At 39.5% G+C, this 21,010-nt stretch carries 19 protein-coding genes; 6 read left to right on the top strand and 13 right to left on the bottom strand.

Annotation, left to right across the window (positions count from 1 at the left end; all coding sequences use genetic code 11):
- Positions 1 to 7: 7 nt before the first annotated feature.
- From BUE31_RS20060 to BUE31_RS20085, 6 genes are all read right to left on the bottom strand, one after another.
- Complete coding sequence (locus BUE31_RS20060; RefSeq protein WP_083620149.1) at positions 8 to 847, bottom strand: lipoprotein insertase outer membrane protein LolB1; 840 nt, start codon at positions 845 to 847, stop codon at positions 8 to 10.
- Positions 825 to 2,453: a tetratricopeptide repeat protein gene (locus tag BUE31_RS20065; RefSeq protein ID WP_159440718.1), complete on the bottom strand. Its 1,629-nt coding sequence runs from the start codon at positions 2,451 to 2,453 to the stop codon at positions 825 to 827. Before BUE31_RS20065 ends, BUE31_RS20060 begins: the two co-directional genes overlap by 23 nt.
- Positions 2,454 to 2,653: 200 nt before the next feature.
- Positions 2,654 to 3,085 (bottom strand): dUTP diphosphatase, encoded by a 432-nt coding sequence (gene dut, locus BUE31_RS20070; RefSeq protein WP_073405629.1) that lies wholly within the window; start codon positions 3,083 to 3,085, stop codon positions 2,654 to 2,656.
- A complete protein-coding gene (locus BUE31_RS20075) occupies positions 3,082 to 4,587 on the bottom strand; it encodes an oligosaccharide flippase family protein (protein WP_073405630.1) in 1,506 nt (501 codons plus the stop codon). The genes dut and BUE31_RS20075 overlap by 4 nt, the downstream gene beginning before the upstream one ends.
- A 41-nt stretch (positions 4,588 to 4,628) precedes the next feature.
- Positions 4,629 to 4,901 (bottom strand): acylphosphatase, encoded by a 273-nt coding sequence (locus BUE31_RS20080; RefSeq protein ID WP_073405631.1) that lies wholly within the window; start codon positions 4,899 to 4,901, stop codon positions 4,629 to 4,631.
- 155 nt (positions 4,902 to 5,056) lie between these two features.
- Entirely contained in the window at positions 5,057 to 6,232 is a 1,176-nt protein-coding gene (locus BUE31_RS20085; protein ID WP_073405632.1) for an amidohydrolase family protein, read from the bottom strand.
- A gap of 142 nt (positions 6,233 to 6,374) precedes the next feature.
- On the opposite strand from BUE31_RS20085, the gene rlmN reads away from it, so the two are divergent.
- Entirely contained in the window at positions 6,375 to 7,433 is a 1,059-nt protein-coding gene (rlmN, locus tag BUE31_RS20090; protein WP_073405633.1) for a dual-specificity RNA methyltransferase RlmN, read from the top strand.
- Between the two features lie 52 nt (positions 7,434 to 7,485).
- Complete coding sequence (locus tag BUE31_RS20095; RefSeq protein ID WP_073405634.1) at positions 7,486 to 8,184, top strand: ComF family protein; 699 nt, start codon at positions 7,486 to 7,488, stop codon at positions 8,182 to 8,184.
- 65 nt (positions 8,185 to 8,249) lie between these two features.
- Here the strand turns inward: BUE31_RS20095 and BUE31_RS20100 are convergent, their stop codons facing one another.
- The 4 genes from BUE31_RS20100 to BUE31_RS20115 all read right to left on the bottom strand — a co-directional run bounded on the left by BUE31_RS20100 (position 8,250) and on the right by BUE31_RS20115 (position 11,321).
- Positions 8,250 to 8,639: a response regulator gene (locus BUE31_RS20100; RefSeq protein ID WP_073405635.1), complete on the bottom strand. Its 390-nt coding sequence runs from the start codon at positions 8,637 to 8,639 to the stop codon at positions 8,250 to 8,252.
- 108 nt (positions 8,640 to 8,747) lie between these two features.
- Complete coding sequence (gene glyA / locus BUE31_RS20105) at positions 8,748 to 10,040, bottom strand: serine hydroxymethyltransferase (RefSeq protein WP_073405636.1); 1,293 nt, start codon at positions 10,038 to 10,040, stop codon at positions 8,748 to 8,750.
- Between the two features lie 125 nt (positions 10,041 to 10,165).
- Complete coding sequence (locus BUE31_RS20110; RefSeq protein WP_200801960.1) at positions 10,166 to 10,591, bottom strand: four helix bundle protein; 426 nt, start codon at positions 10,589 to 10,591, stop codon at positions 10,166 to 10,168.
- On the bottom strand, positions 10,566 to 11,321 hold the full coding sequence (locus tag BUE31_RS20115; RefSeq protein WP_073406095.1) for a segregation and condensation protein A: 756 nt from the start codon (positions 11,319 to 11,321) through the stop codon (positions 10,566 to 10,568). The genes BUE31_RS20110 and BUE31_RS20115 overlap by 26 nt, the downstream gene beginning before the upstream one ends.
- A 262-nt stretch (positions 11,322 to 11,583) precedes the next feature.
- On the opposite strand from BUE31_RS20115, the gene dxs reads away from it, so the two are divergent.
- A complete protein-coding gene (gene dxs / locus BUE31_RS20120) occupies positions 11,584 to 13,512 on the top strand; it encodes a 1-deoxy-D-xylulose-5-phosphate synthase (RefSeq protein WP_073405638.1) in 1,929 nt (642 codons plus the stop codon).
- 179 nt (positions 13,513 to 13,691) lie between these two features.
- Here dxs and BUE31_RS20125 read toward each other — a convergent pair whose 3' ends face one another.
- Positions 13,692 to 15,302 carry a gliding motility protein RemB gene (locus tag BUE31_RS20125; RefSeq protein ID WP_073405639.1) on the bottom strand — a complete coding sequence of 537 codons (1,611 nt, stop codon included), beginning with the start codon at positions 15,300 to 15,302 and terminating at the stop codon, positions 13,692 to 13,694.
- Between the two features lie 14 nt (positions 15,303 to 15,316).
- Positions 15,317 to 16,453 (bottom strand): GDP-mannose 4,6-dehydratase, encoded by a 1,137-nt coding sequence (gmd, locus tag BUE31_RS20130; RefSeq protein ID WP_073405640.1) that lies wholly within the window; start codon positions 16,451 to 16,453, stop codon positions 15,317 to 15,319.
- 143 nt (positions 16,454 to 16,596) lie between these two features.
- On the opposite strand from gmd, the gene BUE31_RS20135 reads away from it, so the two are divergent.
- Positions 16,597 to 16,818, top strand: coding sequence for a hypothetical protein (locus BUE31_RS20135; protein WP_234997876.1), 222 nt, complete (start codon positions 16,597 to 16,599; stop codon positions 16,816 to 16,818).
- 318 nt (positions 16,819 to 17,136) lie between these two features.
- Complete coding sequence (locus BUE31_RS20140) at positions 17,137 to 17,328, top strand: hypothetical protein (RefSeq protein WP_143167196.1); 192 nt, start codon at positions 17,137 to 17,139, stop codon at positions 17,326 to 17,328.
- A gap of 28 nt (positions 17,329 to 17,356) precedes the next feature.
- Here the strand turns inward: BUE31_RS20140 and BUE31_RS20145 are convergent, their stop codons facing one another.
- Positions 17,357 to 17,764 carry a hypothetical protein gene (locus tag BUE31_RS20145; RefSeq protein WP_073405643.1) on the bottom strand — a complete coding sequence of 136 codons (408 nt, stop codon included), beginning with the start codon at positions 17,762 to 17,764 and terminating at the stop codon, positions 17,357 to 17,359.
- Positions 17,765 to 17,830: 66 nt separating this feature from the next.
- On the opposite strand from BUE31_RS20145, the gene BUE31_RS20150 reads away from it, so the two are divergent.
- Entirely contained in the window at positions 17,831 to 20,995 is a 3,165-nt protein-coding gene (locus BUE31_RS20150; RefSeq protein ID WP_073405644.1) for an ATP-dependent helicase, read from the top strand.
- The last annotated feature ends 15 nt before the right edge of the window (positions 20,996 to 21,010 follow it).

Here is a 21,010-nt window from a genome sequence, read left to right on the forward strand (position 1 = left end):
CTAATTGTTAATCTGCAGGTTGATATCTCGACGGAATACTGAACGGATATTCCTGCGGCTGATCAAAGTCTGCTTTTGTATAATGCAAATTAACTTGTATTTTTTTATCTTTTACTACAGAAGCCATATCTATTTGCGAAGGCATGACCCTATTGGTAGCCTGGATAAAGGCGCTGTTTGTAACCTGCAATGTTTGCGCAGCGCTTTGGTTTGCCAAATTTGTTTGGGTGGTTTTCATATCCGGGCCCAATATAAGCTTATAAATTACATCGTTTAAATTACCGCTTAAAGTGGTATTGCCGTTGGCCGAAAGAAATTCCGCATCCTCAGTTAGTAGCTCAGGTATAGCGTTACCTATCAGTATTGATTCCAGCGTTTTATAATTAACCTGTTTACCTGCAAATTTATTTAGGTAGCTAAAAGGCTTGCGCACATATAAGCTTTGCAAGCGGTTAATCAGCATAATGCTGTCGGGCGTTATTACTGCCCTGGCAACTTCAATACCTGCAATAGCAGTAACCGAAACCCAAATCTTTTTATCTTTCTGGATCCTGATGTTCAGGGTAACGTCATTGCTGCTGCCACTGATATCGAGTTTGGTTTTGGCCTTACCCGAAAATGTATTAAAATTGGTTTGTTTAGCCCTTATAACCGTTAATTTGGCTGCTTTGGTATCAACCGGTTTAATGGCCGCCGTACTATCGGCAACTACTCTTTTAACTATAACCTGCTTACGGCTTTTACAGCTAAAAACAAGCAACAGGCAACAAATTGTTATCAATTTTATATAACCATTGGCAAATGAAGCCCTGCTATATAAAGTATTATTCAATGTATTTCTTTTCATTTATTTTCCGTTCCAAAACCGGCGACTTATCGCCTTTGTCCTTAGCTTTCTTCCAATTGTCAACTGCTCCGTCAACATCCCCTAAATAAAACAGGATATCGCCGTAATGTTCTATTTTTCCGGCGCTTTTAGTTGTATCGTTTGCCAGTGCTTTGTCTATCCATGTTTTAGCACCCTTATAATCTTTTTGTTTAAATAATACCCAGGCGTAAGTATCTTCAAACGATGCATTATTTGGCTGTAATTCATTTGAACGCTTTGACATTTTTTCTGCCTTGTCCAACTGTTCACCGGTTAACGATAGGTAATAAGCATAATTGTTTAAAGTAAATGCGTTGTCGGCATTATAGGTTAAAGCCTTATCATACGCCTCATAAGCACTTTTATTATCTTTTAAATCATGATAACAATCGCCCAGTGATGAAAAGCTTTGCGAAAGTAGGTCCTTATCCTGAAGTTCTAATGAAGTTGCATTTTTAATGTAACCCACGGCCTTATGGTAATCTTTTTTCTGCAGCCAGGCAACACCAACAAGATAATTCATCCAGGCCTGGTTAGGAAAAAGCGATAGTGAATTTTCTCCGTCTTTTATTGCGCCTTCAATATCATTGTCACCCAGCTCAATGCGGACCAGCTGTTCCTGTACTTCATAAACCTGGCTATTTAACGCAACCGACTTTTGGTACATTGCCTTGGCATCTTTCAATTTTTCATTTTGCAGCAGCATATCGCCATAAATGGCATAAGCTTTAGCATCCTGAGGATGTGCAACAGTAAGTATGCGGCTTAGCTCAAGCGCGCTGGCTTTGGCATTAGGATCAGGGAATTGAGGAAGATACCCTAAAACGATCTTTATTTTTTGTTCGATGTCCAGGTCAGGAATGGCAAAGGCCAATGTTAGTTCGTTATAACTGGCTTCAACATTTTTTTTATCCCTGTAAACATCCGCAAGGGCCAAATGGACCAAACCGCTATTGGGTTTTATTTTTTCGGCAGATAGTAAAACTTTAAGCGCTTTATCAGTAAAATTATTTGAGCTGTAAAGCTGTGCCAAAAACAGGTAATATTTTATTTGCGATGGGTCAGCGGTTATCATTTGCTCCAGCTGCTGCGCTGCAAGATCCACTTTACCTTGTTTAAGGTAAATTTTTTGGCGGTTGGCCAGCAGGTCATCAGTTGGACCGGTTAACTCTTCAATTTTATCATATACCTTTAAAGCATCATCATACTTATTCAGATAAAAAAATGCATTTGCCTTATCATAATAATAATCGGGCTTATCCGGGTGAATCCTTATTAATTCATTAAATACGTTGTCCAGCTTATCAATGCCATTGTTTTTTTCATAACAATCAGCCAGGGCTGTCCAATACCATTCATTATCCGGATTAACGGTTACCGCTTTTTCAAGCAGGGTTTGGGCATCGGCATAATTATTTTTTGTTTTTTTAAGGATAGCCAGCTCGTACAATGATGCGTCATTTGCAGGATCTAACTGGGTAACCCGCTCAAAAAGTTCAGAAGCAAGGGTGGTATTTTCAATTGTTTTTGCACTAAGGGCCGAAAAGAAGAGCTGCTTTACCATTGCGCTGTCGGTTGCTGTCATAGGTCTTCCTGCTACAACAACTATTTTGCTTTTATTTTGAGCAAGTGTGGTTAGCGTCAAGAAGCAAGAGACAAGAATCAAGAAAGCGCGGGTAAGCCGTATCCTGTTACAGTTACTAATACTTCTGCTGCTTGTTTGTTCGTTTCTCATCTAATCCTATTTCTATCTTGATTCCTGATTCTAAAAGTCTTGATTCTTCACTAAACTCCCGTATGTCCGTAACCGCCTGCTCCTCTTGTAGTTTCAGTTAATAGCTCAACCAGCTCCCAGCTAACCTGTTCATGCCGTGCAACTATCATTTGCGCTATCCTGTCGCCGGTATTGATCTCAAAATGCTGATCTGAATAATTTATCAGCAGCACCTTAATTTCACCGCGATAATCAGCATCAATAGTCCCCGGCGAATTTACTATCCCTATACCATGTTTAAAAGCTAACCCGCTTCTCGGGCGGATCTGCGCTTCAAAACCTACTGGTAATTCAATATATAACCCTGTTGGGACTAATTTACGCTCCATTGGTTTAAGCGAAATTATTTCTTCCAAATCAGCGCGAAGATCCATGCCTGCGGCATGCAAAGTTTCGTAAGCAGGCAAGCTATTTTTTGACTTATTAATTATTCTGATGTTCATCGCTTATTGAATATTGCCTTAAGTTCTTTCTTCTCTGTATAAAAAGCACCTGCTACAAATAACAGTAACAGCCCATTACCTGCAAATATATTACGTTTAAATACATAGAAAGATAAATAAACGAATACAACTGAAATAATAATATAAGCCAGGTTCTTTTTTAAATTATACGGGATAGGATAATTTTTTTGTCCCCATAAATAGGATAGTACCATCATGGTTGCGTAAGCTGTTAAGGAGATCCAGGCAGATGCCATGTAACTATATTTAGGAATAAATATTACGTTGAGGATAATGGTAAGGATTGCGCCTACCCCGGATATATAAAGGCCGTATTTGGTTTGATCAGATAGTTTATACCACACAGAAAGATTCATGTAGATCCCCAGGCTTACGTACCCAAAAAGCAACAATGGCACTACCCGTAAACCAGACCAATACAAAGCGGTTTGCGTAGCATCCCTGCCTTTTATAAAGTATTTAAGCAGATCAATATTAGCTACCAGCGCCACAAATATCATACACACCGCAATTACAAAATAATTCATAATACGGGCATATGTTTGATTTGCGTTTTTGCTGTTAGCATGGCTAAAAAAGAAAGGTTCGGCGCCCAGCCTGAAGGCATTAACAAATATGCTAAGGAAAATAGATATTTTGGCACAGGCCACATAAATCCCCACTTGTGTTGCGCTTTCCTTTACCGGAAGTAATTTTCCTAACAATATTTTATCAAGGTTTTCATTAATGAGGAATGAAAAATTTGCAATTAGTACCGGCCAGCTATACAGCAACATTTCGGCAAACAAAACGCGGTTGAATCTGGGCCTTAGTTTAACAAGTTCGGGCAGCAGCATTAATAAGGTTATTATACTGGCAATGAGGTTCGAAAGAAATACATAACCAAGCCAGCCATGTTTAAACCATGGGGTTATTAGCGCAGTGCCCGGCAAGTTATGTTTAACCACGTAAGGCAGCACATAAATAAAGGCCAGATTAAGCCCAACAAAAATGATGATATTGAACAGCTTAATGGCTCCGTACCTGCCCGGCCGGCCATCAGCCCTGATCTTGGCAAACGGAATTACACATAGGGCGTCAATTACCAAAATCCCAATAAAGTACCTTGTATATTGTACATATTCGGTAAAAGGAGTGTTAGGGTCTATTTGGATCCATCTTGTAATTAAACCGCTTAGCGGGAATGTAACGAGCAGGAATATAACTGATACAGTAAGGATAGCGCCAAAAGAATTATTATATACAACATTCTTATCATCTGGCCTTTTATTAAGATACCTAAAAAAGGTAGTTTCCATGCCAAATGCCAGCAATGCATTAAGCATAGACGCATAACTGTACATATTGCCAAATATGCCATATACTTTGGTAGAGTATGCACGGGTGTAAACCGGGGTAAGGAAAAAGTTAAGCACCCGGCCGGCTATTGTACTTAAGCCATATAAGGCCGTTTGCCCGGCGAATTTTTTAGCGGTTGACAATACTTAGATGATATTAATTTAAAGCTTATAGCTGTTGCCGGCTATTTTTTTACTACTTCAAAATTACGATAGTTTTTCAATTCGCCCTCATTGGTTTCAACAGAAGTTACAGTGGAGTGCTCTGAGCCTTCATTGCACCATTCCAAAAACATTTCAAGCGAAAGATTATCGCCCTCAGCAGCTATGAACACATCACCATTGGGTTCATTTTTTACAGTGCCCTTTACACCGATCTGGTCGGCAACAGCTTTTGCAGCAGCCCTGAAAGAAACGCCCTGCACGCTGCCTTTTATTATTATATCGAGGTGTTTCATGATTAGTTGATTGGGTTGACTGAGTTAGATTAAGTTGATTGGGTTGAAAAATCCAAAATTAGCAATTAAGAAAGTTGATTGGTTTGATTTTCTTAAATAAGTTGAATTTATTGGAATTGTACTTTAATAACTCAATCAACCACTCACTTAATCAACTAAATCAACCTCTTCACCCTTGTGTCTGGTGTAATTTTCAGGCCATCAAGGCCGGTTATCAGGTTTAAGCCGGGGGTTTTGCCGGGTTCAATAGTGCCATTTTCATCATCAATGCCTAAATATTTAGCACCGTTAAGGGTCCCCCACTCTATTAAAAGCTGTGTGCTTATTGACGGGAACTTAGCCTGTATGGTGCGCATTTCGCTTAAAATGCATAATTTATTGTTTGATGCCAGACTATCGGTACCCAGGGTAATGTTGTATCCCTGGCCTATAAATAATTCAATTTTTGGTAGCATGCCTTCAATATACAGGTTAGCATTCGGGCAAAAACAAAAATGGATCTTACGATCGAACCGTTTGATGAAATATATATCTTTTAAATTGGTACAGGTATTATGCACCAGTAAAATTTCTTGCTTCGTGGTTAACAATGGCAATATTGACTGAAGAGAATTGCGTGCCTGCGGTTTAAAATGGGAAATATCCATTCCAAAATGCGCATATAGGTCATTAAAGTTGCCAAGCTTATACCTGTAAAACTTATTTTCGTCCTCGCATTCCTGGTTATGAATACTGATGAGGTTATGCCCGCTATCACTATATTTTTGGATCAGCTTAAACAACTCCTTTGATACCGAATATGGCGCATGCGGAGTTATTGAACAAGGCAATGGCTTAAATTCATTCAATAAGGAGAATGCATTATCAAATACTTCTGTTGCCCTGCCGGGTAAAAAGCCAAAAGTTTCAATAAAGCTATGGTAATATAATTTACTGTTTTTCTTGATATCGATAGTGCTGTTAGTGTTTGAGATATCGCCAACGGCAACAATACCATTCTCAAACATTTCATTGTCAGCCCTGGTGGCAGCATCCAATACAAGAGCACTATCGGCGCCGCGGTTTTTTTGAAGGTCAATAATAAAATTAACCAAACCGGTGCGTTGTTTAACTTTTTCCTTTAGGTGTGAGAGTTCAAGATGGCAATGGGTGTTAATAAAACCGGGGCAAATAATGCCGCTAACCTGTTCAACAGGGGCATTATAAGTTTCAGGCAATAAACTGGGATCAATAACGGCTGTTATCTTCCCAAAATCATCAACAGTAACTATTCCATTCTTAATTGGATCGGCACAAACAGGGTAAACGTAATCGGCTTTAAAACTTTTCATTCAAGTATTTAGTAACACTTCGCGCAAAATTCTTTAACTAATCCAACTATACCTAATACACTTAACTTTTAGTTATTGTTTTTAAATATAAAAGAATGTCATTTAAAAAAAGATAGTTTTTTTTATTTAGTACTTTTGCATCGTGATTAATACAAAAGGAAAAATTGACATCCGCAGCCTAAGCCTGAGCGCTTTACAGGAACATTTTATCCGAATGGAGGAAAAAGGGTTCAGGGCAAAACAAGTTTATGAATGGCTATGGAAGAAATCATGCTTTTCTTTCGACGAGATGAGTAATATTTCAAAAGAACTGCGCACTAAACTTAATGAAAATTTTATTATCAACAACGTTAAAATTCATAACTCACAGTTCAGCGCGGATAAAACTATAAAAAATTCTTTTATTTTACACGATACTCATTTAATTGAAGGCGTTTTAATTCCAACTCCCGGCCGCATGACTGCCTGTGTATCATCACAAGTGGGCTGCAGCTTAACCTGTAAATTTTGTGCTACAGGATACATGGATCGCAAACGCAACCTGAACCCGGATGAAATATATGACCAGGTAGTGCTTATTGATAAGCAGGCCAGGGAAAATTACGGGATCCCGCTTTCAAATATTGTTTACATGGGTATGGGTGAGCCATTATTGAATTATAAGAATGTACTGGACTCTGTTGAAAAGATAACGTCGGAAGAAGGGCTTAACATGGCGGCCAAAAGAATAACGGTGTCAACTGCCGGCATCGCCAAAATGATAAAAAAATTGGGCGATGACCAGGTAAAATTTAACCTGGCGCTATCACTACATGCCGCTAACGACGAAAAGCGGAATACCATAATGCCTATAAACGAGCAAAACTCGTTAAAGGCGTTGGCCGAGGCTTTGAAATATTACTACGCAAAAACCAAAAACCCGGTAACATACGAATATATTATTTTTGATGGCTTTAATGATAATATTGAAGATGCTGCCGAGCTTGCCCAGTTTTGCAAACACCTGCCCTGCAAGGTTAATATTATTGAATATAACCCCATATCAATGGCTGCGTTTGTTAATGCGGGCGAAGATAAGGTAGAAGCATTTGCTGATTACCTGAAAAAACAAGGCGTGAATGTGCATTTACGCCGCAGCCGGGGCAAAGATATTGATGCTGCTTGCGGACAGCTGGCGATAAAGGAAGAAGCTAAAGCTTGATGTGCGGATGTTTAAGCCAACTATACAAGCTATGGCCATAATAACTTAAAACATGAACCTGCAACGCAGTTACCTGGCTGATTTTGTTTCACTATTATTTCCTGAACTTTGCGCTGCCTGCCGGGAAAGCCTGGTAATAAACGAGCATTTGCTTTGTACTGATTGCCGCTATAACTTACCTTATACCAATTTCCATTTACAGCCCGATAATATTGTTGCCCGGCAGTTTTGGGGTAAAATTAAGCTGGAAGCCGCCTTTGCATTGTTTTACTTTAATAAAGGCGGAAAAATCCAAAACCTGATGCACCAGTTTAAATATAATGGCATGCACCAAATTGGTAACCTGTTAGGGAACATAGCTGCAGAACAGGTGATTAAAAACGATTTGTTTACTACAGTAGACTTTATAATTCCTGTTCCGCTGCATACAAAAAGATTAAAGGACCGCGGTTACAACCAAAGCGCCTGCTTTGCCGAAGGATTGGCTGATAAAATGAATGCTGTTGTTGAAGATAATAATTTGGTAAGGGCAAAATCTACCGAAACCCAAACCCATAAGTCGCGCTTTGCAAGGTTTGAGAACATGCAGGAAGTTTTTGCAGTTAATAATCCTGAAAAGCTAATAAATAAACATGTTTTATTGGTTGACGATGTTATTACAACCGGATCAACGCTTGAGGCTTGTGGTGAACAATTACTTAAAATTGAAGGATTGAGGCTGAGTATAGCTACAATTGCTTATGCGGAATAGTTCATAGTTGATGGTTCATAGCCGGAAAGAGGGCTCCCAACTAATCTCTGGTCTCTAACCTCTAATCACACTTTCTGATAAGCGCTCAATTTTTCGAATAAATTCTTCGGATCGAATGGTTTAAGGATATAATCGTTCATGCCGGCATCTTCAATCTGGTTTCTTTCGCTGCTTAACATTGATGCCGTAAGGGCAATGATGGGTAACTGCTGAAAGTAAGGCTCCTGCATCGCACGGATCAGCTGGGTAGCTTCAATGCCTCCCATTTCGGGCATGTAAACATCCATCAAAACAACATCATAATTTTGATTGTTCGTTATCTTTTCAACGGCTTGTAAGCCATTTTCAGCAAAATCGGCACGTGCCCCCCACCTGGTGAGTACTTTGTTAATTAAAAGCCTGTTTATGTTGTTATCATCAACAACCAGCACATTTATATTTAATTCAGTTTCCAATTGTTTAAATTTAGTAGCTGTAAATTATAAGCCCTTATACGTTATAACATTCAAAAGGTTATGAAAAGATTGTGGATAGACGCAACATTTGCGTCTATCCACGTGCACCTAATCTATTTCTGAATGTTTTATACGATAAAGCGGGTAATCGTGCATAAGCTTATGCACTTTTTTCCGTACTTTTTTCAAATTGTCCTCATTTTCAGGGTCATTAATAACCTGGTCTATCAACTCAACAATATCTTCCATTTGTTTTTCCTTCATCTCACGTGTTGAAATTGCAGCCGTACCTACACGGATACCGGAAGTAACAAATGGTGATTTATCATCATAAGGCACCATGTTTTTATTCACGGTGATATCGGCAGCCACTAAAGCATTCTCGGCAGCCTTACCTGTAATATTTTTATTGCGAAGGTCGATCAATATCAAGTGATTATCAGTACCGCCCGAAACAATTTCATACCCCCTGTCGGTAAATGCTTTAGCCATTGCTGCGCCATTCTTTTTTACCTGTACTATGTATTTCATATAGTCATCGCTCAAAGCTTCGCCAAATGCAATAGCTTTTGCAGCAATAATATGCTCAAGCGGACCACCTTGTGTACCCGGAAAAACAGCCATGTCCAATAAAGCCGACATCATCCTGATCTCGCCTTTTGGAGTTTTAAGTCCCCACGGGTTTTCGAAATCTTTTCCTAAAAGGATCATTCCACCGCGAGGGCCGCGTAAGGTTTTATGGGTTGTTGTGGTAACAATATGGCAATGCGGTAGCGGGTCGTTCAATAAGCCACGAGCTATAAGGCCTGCAGGATGCGAGATATCAGCCAATACCAAAGCACCAACTTCGTCAGCCACTTTACGGATAAATTCATAATCCCAATCGCGTGAGTAAGCCGAAGCGCCACAGATGATTAGCTTTGGTTTTTGTTCTAGAGCTACTTTTTTAAGCTGCTCATAATCAACCAGGCCTGTTTCTTTCTTCACCCCATAAAAATGAGGCTCATATAACTTACCTGAAAAGTTTACTGCGGAGCCATGTGTTAAATGACCGCCATGCGACAGATCAAAGCCTAAAATTTTATCTCCCGGTTTCAAAACCGCCAGCATAACTGCGGCATTAGCCTGTGCACCTGAATGCGGCTGAACATTTGCCCACTCGGCGTTAAACAATTGTTTGGCTCTGTCAATAGCTATAGTTTCAATTTCATCAACAACCTGGCAGCCACCATAGTAGCGTTTCCCTGGTAATCCTTCGGCATATTTGTTAGTAGCTACCGATCCGGCTGCTTCCATAACCTGCCTGCTTACAAAATTTTCAGATGCGATTAGCTCTATGCCTTCTTCCTGGCGTTCCTGCTCCTCATCCAATAGCTTAAAAATTAGTTTATCTCTTTTCATGGTGTGGTTAAATCGGGGCAAAGGTAGGAAAAAGAGATTAGAGATTGGAGGTTAGAGATTAGTTGAAAATTGAAAAAATTAAAAATGTAATATTTCTAAATACAATTCCATTCCATGGATACAAATTATTGCTCTGTTTGTTTCTTTAGGTAAGTTATGTACCCGTTTATCATCCTCATGCATTCTTCACAATCTTGCTTTAAGGTTTCCACAGTTTGCTCATCTATAAATTGATTATCAGATGCAATAATCAGGTGATCAATTGTTTCTGCAGCTGAACCGCGGGCATTAATCAAAAATCTGGAAGCATCATTATAATGGAATCTGCCATGCCCTTCAGCAATATTATTCCCTATTGATCTTGATGACCGAATAATCTGGTCTGTTAATCTGAATTTTTCTTCATTTGGAAATGTTTTAACCAACACAGTTATATTATTCCTTAAAATCCTTGCCTTTTTCCAAACTTCAAGGTCAGTAAATGCACCCATTATATTATATTCTTTTCTAACTAAACTCTTATCTCTAACCTCTAATCTCTGCTTTAGCACTTATCCAAAAATTATTATATCCCAACCCTACCTGGATCTCTATCAGTTCCTGTTGCAGCATTTCGAGCACCGCTAAAAAATTATAAACAAAATGCACCTTGTTTTCCGACTGACCGGCAATGGCTTTAAAATCCATCATTTTGTTTATCCGCAATAAATCGCTGATGGTCTTCTTTTGCTGCTCAATGGTGTATGGATATTGTACAACTGTGTGTGTTACTTCTTCGGTACGGTTAAGGAAACGTTTCATCAACCGGCCATAAACCATCATTAATTTATAAAGATTTAATTCTGAAAGTTCTTCACCCGGCAGTGCAACAGCTTCGGTTTGTTCTATATCAAATTTTATATTACCCCGCTTCTCCTGCATAAACCGCTCATCTTCCAGCGGATGCAGTTCTTCACACACCTCTTTGAATTTTTTATATTCAATCAGTTTACGGATCAGATCTTCCTTTGTGTCAGTTTGATTGCCATCATCTTCGGCTTCGTATCGCGGCAGCAGCATTTTAGCCTTGATCCGCATCAGCGTAGCCGCCACAATAATAAATTCGCTGGCCAGCTCCATGTTAAGGCTGGTCATTTGATGGATATAGTTTAAAAAATCATCTGTGATCCTTGCAATAGGAATATCATGGATCTCGAGCTCATCCCGCTCGATAAAAAAAAGCAACAGGTCAAACGGCCCTTCAAACTGGGGCAACTTTATTTCAAAATTTTCTTCGACCATCATTGGTTCAAAAATAGGTAAAAAGTAAGGGTTGTAAAAGTTGGAAATGTTGTAGGAGTTGAAATTGTGGTTAATACTTTGAAATTAACCCGAATATGGTAATTCTCTTGGCATATTGGTGCGTATGCTGCCCCCACTAAAAATGCTGTCCTTCCGTCATTATCAACATCTCTTATTTAATGTTCAATAATTATTCAAAAAGTTTAGCTATTAATTTATAATAAATTGCCGTACTTTGTAAGTTAAATATTTAAGGACTTAAATGCAGGTACCAGCAGGCCATTTACTTCAAAAAATCAATACCCCGTCTGATCTAAAACAGCTTAAAGAGGATGAACTTAAACAGGTTTGCCAGGAGTTGCGTCAATATATTATTGATGTGGTTTCGGTAAACGGCGGGCATTTTGCAGCCAGTTTAGGTGTTGTTGAATTAACAGTTGCACTACAATATGTTTTAAATACGCCTTATGATCAATTAGTATGGGACGTTGGTCACCAGGCTTACGGACATAAAATACTAACCGGCCGCCGGGATCTTTTTCACACCAACAGGGTGCATGGCGGCCTAAGCGGGTTCCCAAAACGTTCAGAAAGCGAGTACGATACTTTTGGCGTTGGCCATTCATCAACTTCAATTTCCGCCGCCTTGGGTATGGCTGTAGCTTCGCATTATAAAGGCGAAACTGACAGGCAACATGTCGCGGTAATTGGCGATGGCTCCATGACGGCAGGGATGGCTTTTGAGGCGTTGAACCATGCGGGGATTGAAAACTCAAACCTGCTGGTTATACTGAACGACAACAACATGTCTATCGACCCAAATGTCGGGGCTTTAAAGGAATATTTAACTGACATTACCACATCAAAGCCTTACAACCGTTTCAGGGACGATATTGCACATATACTTGCCAAAATATCGGCAATAGGGCCTGATGCTTTTAAGATTGCCCAAAAACTGGAAAAAAGCATTAAAGGCACACTGCTTAAAAAAAGCAACTTTTTTGAAGCGCTTAAATTCAGATATTTCGGCCCCATTGACGGGCATGATGTGGAACACCTGGTAAAAGTATTACGTGATCTGCGTAATATTCCCGGGCCCAAGATTTTACATTGTGTTACAGTAAAAGGCAAGGGCTATGCCTTAGCCGAAAAAGACCAAACCAAGTGGCACGCCCCCGGCTTGTTCGATAAGATAACCGGCGAAATAAAAAAATCAAAATCAGATAAACCTCAACCGCCAAAATACCAGGATGTATTTGGACATACGATTATTGAGCTTGCGGAGCAAAACCCTAAAATAATGGGAATAACGCCTGCTATGCCTTCAGGATGTTCATTAAACCTGATGATGAAGGCGATGCCTAACCGCGCCTTTGATGTGGGTATAGCCGAACAGCACGCCGTAACATTTTCGGCAGGCCTGGCTTCACAGGGATTAATTCCGTTTTGCAATATATACTCCAGCTTTATGCAAAGGGCTTATGACCAGGTGATACATGATGTGGCTATACAGAACCTTAACGTGGTATTTTGCCTTGACAGGGCCGGTGTTGCCGGCGCAGACGGACCAACACATCACGGTGCTTATGACCTTGCCTTTATGCGTTGCATCCCTAATATGACGGTTTCGGCGCCAATGAATGAAGAGGAATTGAGAAACCTGATGTTTACTGCACAACAGGACGACATGGGACCTTTTGTTATAAGATATCCGCGCGGTAATGGTGTTATGGTTGACTGGCAACGGCCTTTAAAACCTATAAAAGTAGGTAAGGGGCGTAAGATCTGTGATGGCGAAGAGGTGGCTATACTATCAATAGGACATATTGGCAATGAAGCTGTAAAAGCTACAGCCGAGTTAAATGCAGAAGGCTATTATCCTGCTCATTACGACCTGCGTTTTGTGAAACCTTTAGACGAGACCTTATTACATGAGGTATTTACAAAGTTTAACAAGGTAATTACCGTTGAAGATGGTTGTCTTGAAGGCGGCATGGGAAGTGCAGTACTTGAGTTTATGGCCGATAATAATTATCAATCACAGGTTGTACGTTTAGGGATCCCCGATCAGATTATTGAACACGGTGAACAACCCGAGCTATGGGCTGAATGCGGTTATGATGCCGGCAGCATAGCGGCAAAAGTGAAAAGTTTAGGCATAAAGCAAAATAAGCATATTATAGCTTCATGATGTGCGGATTTCGGATGTGCGAATATGCAGATGAAGAAATTTGATGATTTGATGATGTGTCGATTGAAGATAATAAAATCATTTTAGTGCACTAGTAAATCAGATATGCGTTTTTTTTCATCCGCACATCTGCATATTTGCACATCCGCACATCATCTTCCCCTCATCCGCACATCTCCTCAATGAGCTTTATAGCTCGCCAAATCGTTATACAAGCTGCGGAATGAGCTGCGGAGCCCGAGGGTTATCATTGTGGTTTTATTGTTAAACTGGCTGTTCTTTTCATTCCTTAACAGGCCGCCAAGCTCAATCCGTAAGTTATATTTAGGATTTAGCAAATAACCTGCTTTCCCTTCTATATAAACCATATTGGTAGTAAGCCCCTGCCCTATATAATTACCATAAACCCGTACAGGATTATTATAATTCTGGAATGGGTCTTTCCCGTAATTTAGCCCGTTAACATCCAATCCGTAATGACCATAATCAACCTCTCCTGAAAAATCAAATCTTTTGTAGGAGTAATTTAACAAGCCAACCACCTCTCTGAAATTAGCGCCCCATGGATGGCCTAACGGTTCACCATTTTCGGTATAACTGATGATCGGGCTGGTTTCAGAATAGGTATAAGGTTTTGAATTATTGTTTTCAAGCAGCCAGTTCAGCCCTTTTACATTGAAAAGATCAGTTCCTCTTAAACCCAGCTGCCAGCTATATTTATTACGAAAACTGCCCTTACTTGAGAAAAAGTTTGAGGATTCAAATTCATCCAGCGCAAACTGGCCGTACGCTGTAACACCGTCTGTGATTTTATATTTACTGGTAAAACCGATCAATGCATTATCAGGCGAGCCATTTAATGCTTCAACCGGCCTTAAAAATATTATCGGATTTATGTATGAAACATCAAAGGGGCGTGAGTGCCCCGCTTCATCCTTACTATACCATATAACCGCATCAAAAAGTCCAACTGAAAACCTGTTACTCACATTCCAATCTAAGTAATGAAAAACCCCACCTTTTTTTCGGTCGTTTCCATTGGCATCCAAGTCAATAGGGTCATTAAAACTGGCCCACATTACCATATATCTTACATTACCCAGGGTTGCTGTTAGCTTAAAAAACGGATATGGCGAAGCAGCATCTGATAACAACAAAGAGCGATAACCATCACCAATAAAAGTTTTATCGCGCCCGGCAGAAATATTTAAAAACTTTATTGGCGTGTATGATGCCGTTGCGGTTATATAATCCCAATCATAACCATTGCTGCGATAAGTTTTGGCATACGCCTGCCCTGGCACAATACCTACCTGGTTTATATAGGTAGAAAGGTATTCAGGAAGCACAGCACTGTTTTCATAACCAGCCACACTATAATAGAACTTGGTGCCAACTGTCCCTCCAAATTGTACGCCCAATGAAGTTGTGCTTGTGGTTAATTTACCGGAAAAGTCTCTTCCGATACTAAAGTCAGGTAACAGATCTGCATAAAACGTGGAATTTTTACCTTTTACATCAATCAAATGCTCATTAAAAAGTTTCCGGTAAAGCCAGCTATGCTGTTTGCCATCAGAGCCGTAATTCATCAATGAATCATAATGATGTTTTAATAATGAATCGTCTGTAAAAAATGGCTTTAAAGAACTATGCTGCCTTGTTTTTGTAGAATAAATATCATCATTAAGTTTTTGATAAAACTGGTAAGAATATGGCTGGTATATTGATTGCGAATGGGCCACGCCAAGTATAGAAAATAGGAATAGTAAAATGCTAAATATTTTCTTCATAATGCAGTCTCTAATTATTCAAAATAATTAAGTGTTTTAAATCCGCCCTTTTTTAAATAATCGTCTTTTTTTACCAGATGCAGATCAGATTGCATCATATCACTTACCAATGCCTGTAAATTATATTTGGGCACCCAGCCCAGTTTTTCTTTTGCTTTGGTTGCATCACCAATTAACAGATCAACCTCTGTTGGCCTGAAATATTTAGGATCAATCTTAACCACGGTTTGCCCAAACTTTAAAGCTTCGGCATTCAGCCCTAATTCTTCAACCTTTTGCTGATCGATATCAATGATCACACCGCGCTCGTTTTCATCTTTTCCGCTAAACTCAACCTCAATACCCAGCTCGTTGAATGCCATTTTTATGAACTCTCTAACCGTAGTGGTAACCCCGGTAGCAATAACAAAATCTTCAGGCGTATCATGCTGCAGCATCAACCACATGGCTTCAATATAATCTTTTGCATGCCCCCAATCGCGCTGGGCCGATAGGTTACCAACATACAGGCAATCCTGCAAACCCATAGCAATTTTCGAAGCCGCACGGGTAATTTTACGGGTAACAAATGTTTCGCCGCGTACCGGGCTTTCATGGTTAAATAAGATGCCGTTACAGGCAAACATGTTATAAGCCTCGCGGTAGTTAACAATTATCCAGTAGCCATATAGTTTAGCCACTGCATAAGGCGACCTTGGATAAAATGGCGTGGTTTCACTTTGGGGAACAGCCTGTACCAAACCATACAACTCAGACGTTGAAGCCTGGTAAATACGGGTCTTTTTCTCCAATCCTAACAACCTTACGGCTTCCAATATTCTTAAAGTGCCGATACCATCTGCATTGGCTGTGTATTCGGGCGTATCAAAACTCACTTTAACATGGCTTTGCGCTGCCAGGTTATAGATCTCATCAGGCTGAATTTCCTGAACCAGCCTGATTAGGTTGGTTGAATCGGTTAAATCGCCGTAATGAAGCTTCAATTTCACATTAGGCTCATGCGGATCGTGATACAAATGATCAATCCGGTCCGTGTTAAATAATGACGATCTTCTTTTTACACCATGTACCTCGTAGCCTTTTTTTAGCAAAAACTCTGCTAAATAAGCGCCATCCTGTCCGGTAATCCCTGTTATTAAAGCAACTTTCATTAAAAATATCCTCTAATATTTATACAATTACAATAATATCCAATTTAATTGTAAAAGTGGCTATTTGAAGAGATGTAGAGTGATTTTTTTGTTGGACGCTTGATTAAGATTTAAGAGATTTAATTGTAAATTTGGATATGGACGTGAAAACAGAAAAGATAGAATTAGCTAAACGCTTACTCGAAACCGAGGATGAAGCTATATTGATTCAAATAAAAGAAGTTTTCGAAAATCATGATAGAGATTTTTGGATTGAATTGCCTGAACATGTAAAAGCGGGAATTGCAAGGGGACAAAAACAAGCCGCTGAAGGTAAGCTTACCCCGCATGACGAGGTTATGAAAAAATATGCCAAGTATTTATGAGCCTCGGAGTATCCTGGTCTGATGAAGCTATTGAAACCTTTGATAGCATCGTTTTATTCATTGAAGAAAAATAGGGAGAAAAGCATACGAAAATATTTGTGAGTCACACTAATAGAATCCTCAATTTAATTTCCAGCCAACCGTACATGTACAAATCTTTTATTGGCACTAATGTGAGGCAAGCGGTTATCAGTCCTCAAACTTCGATATATTATGAAATACATGAAGAGTTTATAACATTATTATTCTTTTGGGATAACAGGCAAGAGCCTATTTTGTAGATTCTGCTTCGGGACTATTATTTCAAATATAATTACTATGAAAATTGTGCCGGTGGTTCGAAAAATCGTATTAAAAGAAATTGACGAGAGTTATGAGGATATGCTTTATTGGCTATCGAAAACACCGCAGGAACGTATGGCTGAAGTGACCAGATTACGTTCACATTTTTTAAAGCCAGGACAGCGTTTAGATAAAACGGTGGTAATAAAAAGGCAATTACATCCATGACGCTCGATAAAGATTTTGAAGAGGATAATTAACTTTTTATTAAAAAGTCAAAAAAAAGTTTTCTGGTTGGGCCAAAAAATTCCTTATATTTTTCTGAATCTAATGTATAACTCTTGTCGTTATTGCAGTAATAGCATGCCAATACGCAATTAGATGGCCTATATCCCAAATCGTTGTTCATTTTATCAATTTCTAATATTGGCCCTCTAAATCCATGCCCGATTTTTCTCTTTTTTAATTTTTCCTTTTCCATTAATTCTCTTATGTCAAATATTGAAGTCTCACAGTAGTAACATTTAAAATCTTGTTTATTAAGTTGATTTATAAACCACTCCATAAACTTATATTTAGATTGAAAACCCTCAATATGTTTTTGTGACGTATAAAGTTTTAAAACCCTTATCTTTTCGTTTTCTATGAAGTCTGTTCTATTCATTAAGGTAATTGCCGATTAATAGATTCGAAACGTAATTATAGTGCTTTTCCTTACCTTTACCTTACAATGATTCCATCTACCTTAAATAAATATAACGAAAAATTTCAGCAGGCGCTTGCTCAACTTAACCCGGAGCAATTGGCTGCCGTTAATAAAATGGATGGCCCTGTTTTGGTTATTGCCGGTCCGGGAACAGGTAAAACGCAGATCCTGGCCGCCCGGATTGGTAAAATATTAACCGAAACCGATGCCAGCGCACATGAAATTTTATGTCTTACCTATACTGATGCCGGCGCGGTAGCCATGCGCAAAAGGCTTTTTGAATTTATTGGCCCCGATGCTTACCGCGTTAATATTTATACTTTCCATGCTTTTTGTAATGAGATTATACAGGAGAACCTTGATTATTTTGGCAAGCTCAACATGGAAGCATTATCCGACCTGGAATCGGCTATGCTTTTCAGGGAGTTGGTTGACGAGTTTTCAAACGATCATTTATTAAAGCGTTTTACCGGCGAGATCTATTTTGAAGCGCCAAGGTTAAAAAGCCTTTTCTCCACCATGAAAAGTGAGGGCTGGGATGAGAAGACTATTGAAAAAGCGGTAAATGAATATTTGGAAGATCTCCCAAACCGCGAAGCGTTCATCTATAAAAAAGCAAACATTAAAGCGGGCATAAAAGCCGGTGATCCTAAGCAAAAGGACATTGACAAGGCGCACGACCTGATGAAAAAACTACTTGCGGCCGTGAGCGAATATCGGAACTTCGATAAAAAAATGAAGGAAAAAGGCCGATATGATTATGACGACATGATCATTTGGGTACTTAATGCTTTCCGCGAAAATGAGGAACTGTTGCGCCGTTACCAGGAGCGTTACCAGTATATTTTAGTGGATGAGTTCCAGGATACCAGCGGATCGCAAAACGAGTTGTTAAAGTTCATCCTTAATTATTGGGAAACGCCTAACGTGTTTGTTGTAGGCGATGATGATCAGTCGATCTTTAAGTTTCAGGGGGCAAACATGAAGAACATCCTCGATTTTGCCAATGACTATGTGAACACGCTGCAAACTGTGGTATTGAAACACAACTACCGCTCTAACCAGCAAATTCTTGATATATCAAAAGCACTGATCAACAATAACCACGAACGCTTAACTGCTCAGCTGGCTTTGGATAAAAACCTGGAAGCCGCACATCCGCGTTTTGATGAACTGGCTGTTGCGCCCGTTATAAACGAATATGAAAACCCTGGCAAGGAATTGGTAGATATCGCCACAAAAATTAAACAACTACTTACAAACGGCACTGAACCTAGCGAAATTGCGGTGATATACCGGAACCACAGCCAGGTTGAAGAACTGATCCAATACCTGGATACACAAAACATTGCTGTTAACACCAAAAGGAAACTTGATATTTTCACCTTACCTTTTGGTGAAAAGATTATCAACATCATGCGTTACCTGGCCATGGAAATGGATTCGCCCTACAGCGGGGACGAGTTGCTGTTCGAGATAATGCACTATGATTTCTTCGACATCCCTCCCATTGAAATTGCCAAAGCAAGCGTTGCAGTAGCAAAGGAAAATTATGCTACTTCAAGGAATAATGAAGTTAAAACCTCACTGCGCCGTTATATCAGCGAGATAAAAGTGCCTGTTCAAACCGGGTTGTTTGATGAAGCAAAAAATCACCGGATGAAATTCCTGGTAAGCGATATTGATTACTTGCTAACCTATTCGGCAAGCAATACGTTACAGCAACTTTTTCAGCAGCTGATAGCTAAAATGGGGATTCTTAAATATATAATGCAACAACCAGATAAAGGCTGGTATATGCAGGTGCTCACTAATTTTTTTGATTTTTTGAAGGATGAAAGTCGTAAAAATCCGGAGATAAAACTGGCCGACTTGGTTGCTATCATCAAACTGATGAAGGAAAACAAGATCAGGCTTGCGCTTAACCAGGTTATATTTTCGGAGAACGGTATTAATTTTTTGACCGCCCATGGCTCAAAAGGATTGGAATTTGAGCACGTATTTTTAATTGGCTGCACAAAGAAGATCTGGGATGGCAAAGGTCGTAATTATGGTTTCAGCTACCCGGATACCTTAACACAAGCCACAGATGACGATATAGCGCAAAAAGAAGAATCGCGCAGGTTGTTTTATGTTGCTATCACCCGGGCAAAACAACACTTGTTTATCTCTTTCGCCAGCCAGGATAAAAACGGTAAGGACCAGGAAGCATCACAATTTGTAGGTGAAATTTTAGCAGATACAGATTTGCCGGTAAAACATCCGCAGGTAGATGCAGAAGCCATGATAGCTTTTACCGCATTGCAATTCAGCGAAGCCGATAAGCCAAAGGTTGAATTGCTCGACAGAAATTACATTAACCTTTTATTGCAGGATTATACGCTTTCAGTAACGCATTTAAGCAATTATCTGGATTGCCCGCTTAAGTTTTATTTTCAGTGTTTAATTAGAGTACCATCTGGAAAAAGCCCTTCGGCTACGTTTGGGCAAGCGGTACACTGGGCGTTGAATAAGGTTTTCAGGAACCTGAAAGATGATGGCAATGAGTTCCCGCTTACTGATGATTTTATGAAAGAGTTCCGCTGGTACATGTACCGCAACCGCGACTCGTTCACCAAAGAGGATTTTAAACTACGATTGGATTATGGCGAAAAGATCCTGCCTGCTTATTATAACCAAAACATAACCATTTGGAACAAAAATGCAGTTACCGAACGCAGCATAAAAAATGTTGAGGTTGCCGGTGTGCCTATAAAAGGGAACCTGGATAAGGTGGAGTTTAATGACAAACTAGTAACGGTTGTGGATTATAAAACAGGCAAGCTAAAATATGCCAAAGACAAATTTTTGCGACCAACTACCGATGAGCCAAATGGTGGTGATTATTGGCGACAAGCCGTTTTTTATAAAATTTTAATTGATAACGACTATTCCCTTGACTGGGAAGTGGTAAGCACCCTGTTTGAGTTTGTTGAACCTATTAGCGAAGGTGAATATCACAAAGAGAAAGTGGTGATAACATCTGAAGATACTGAAGAAGTAACTGAACAAATAACGACAGTTTATAAAAAAATAATGGCCCATGATTTTAATACCGGCTGCGGCAAAAAAGAATGCGACTGGTGCCATTTTGTAAAAAGTAATTTCAAACAAGTTGGGGATATTATGCAGGAGGAGAACGCGGATTAAACCATCACAAAAATC

The organism is Mucilaginibacter sp. OK098 (assembly GCF_900142915.1).
GTDB lineage: Bacteria > Bacteroidota > Bacteroidia > Sphingobacteriales > Sphingobacteriaceae > Mucilaginibacter.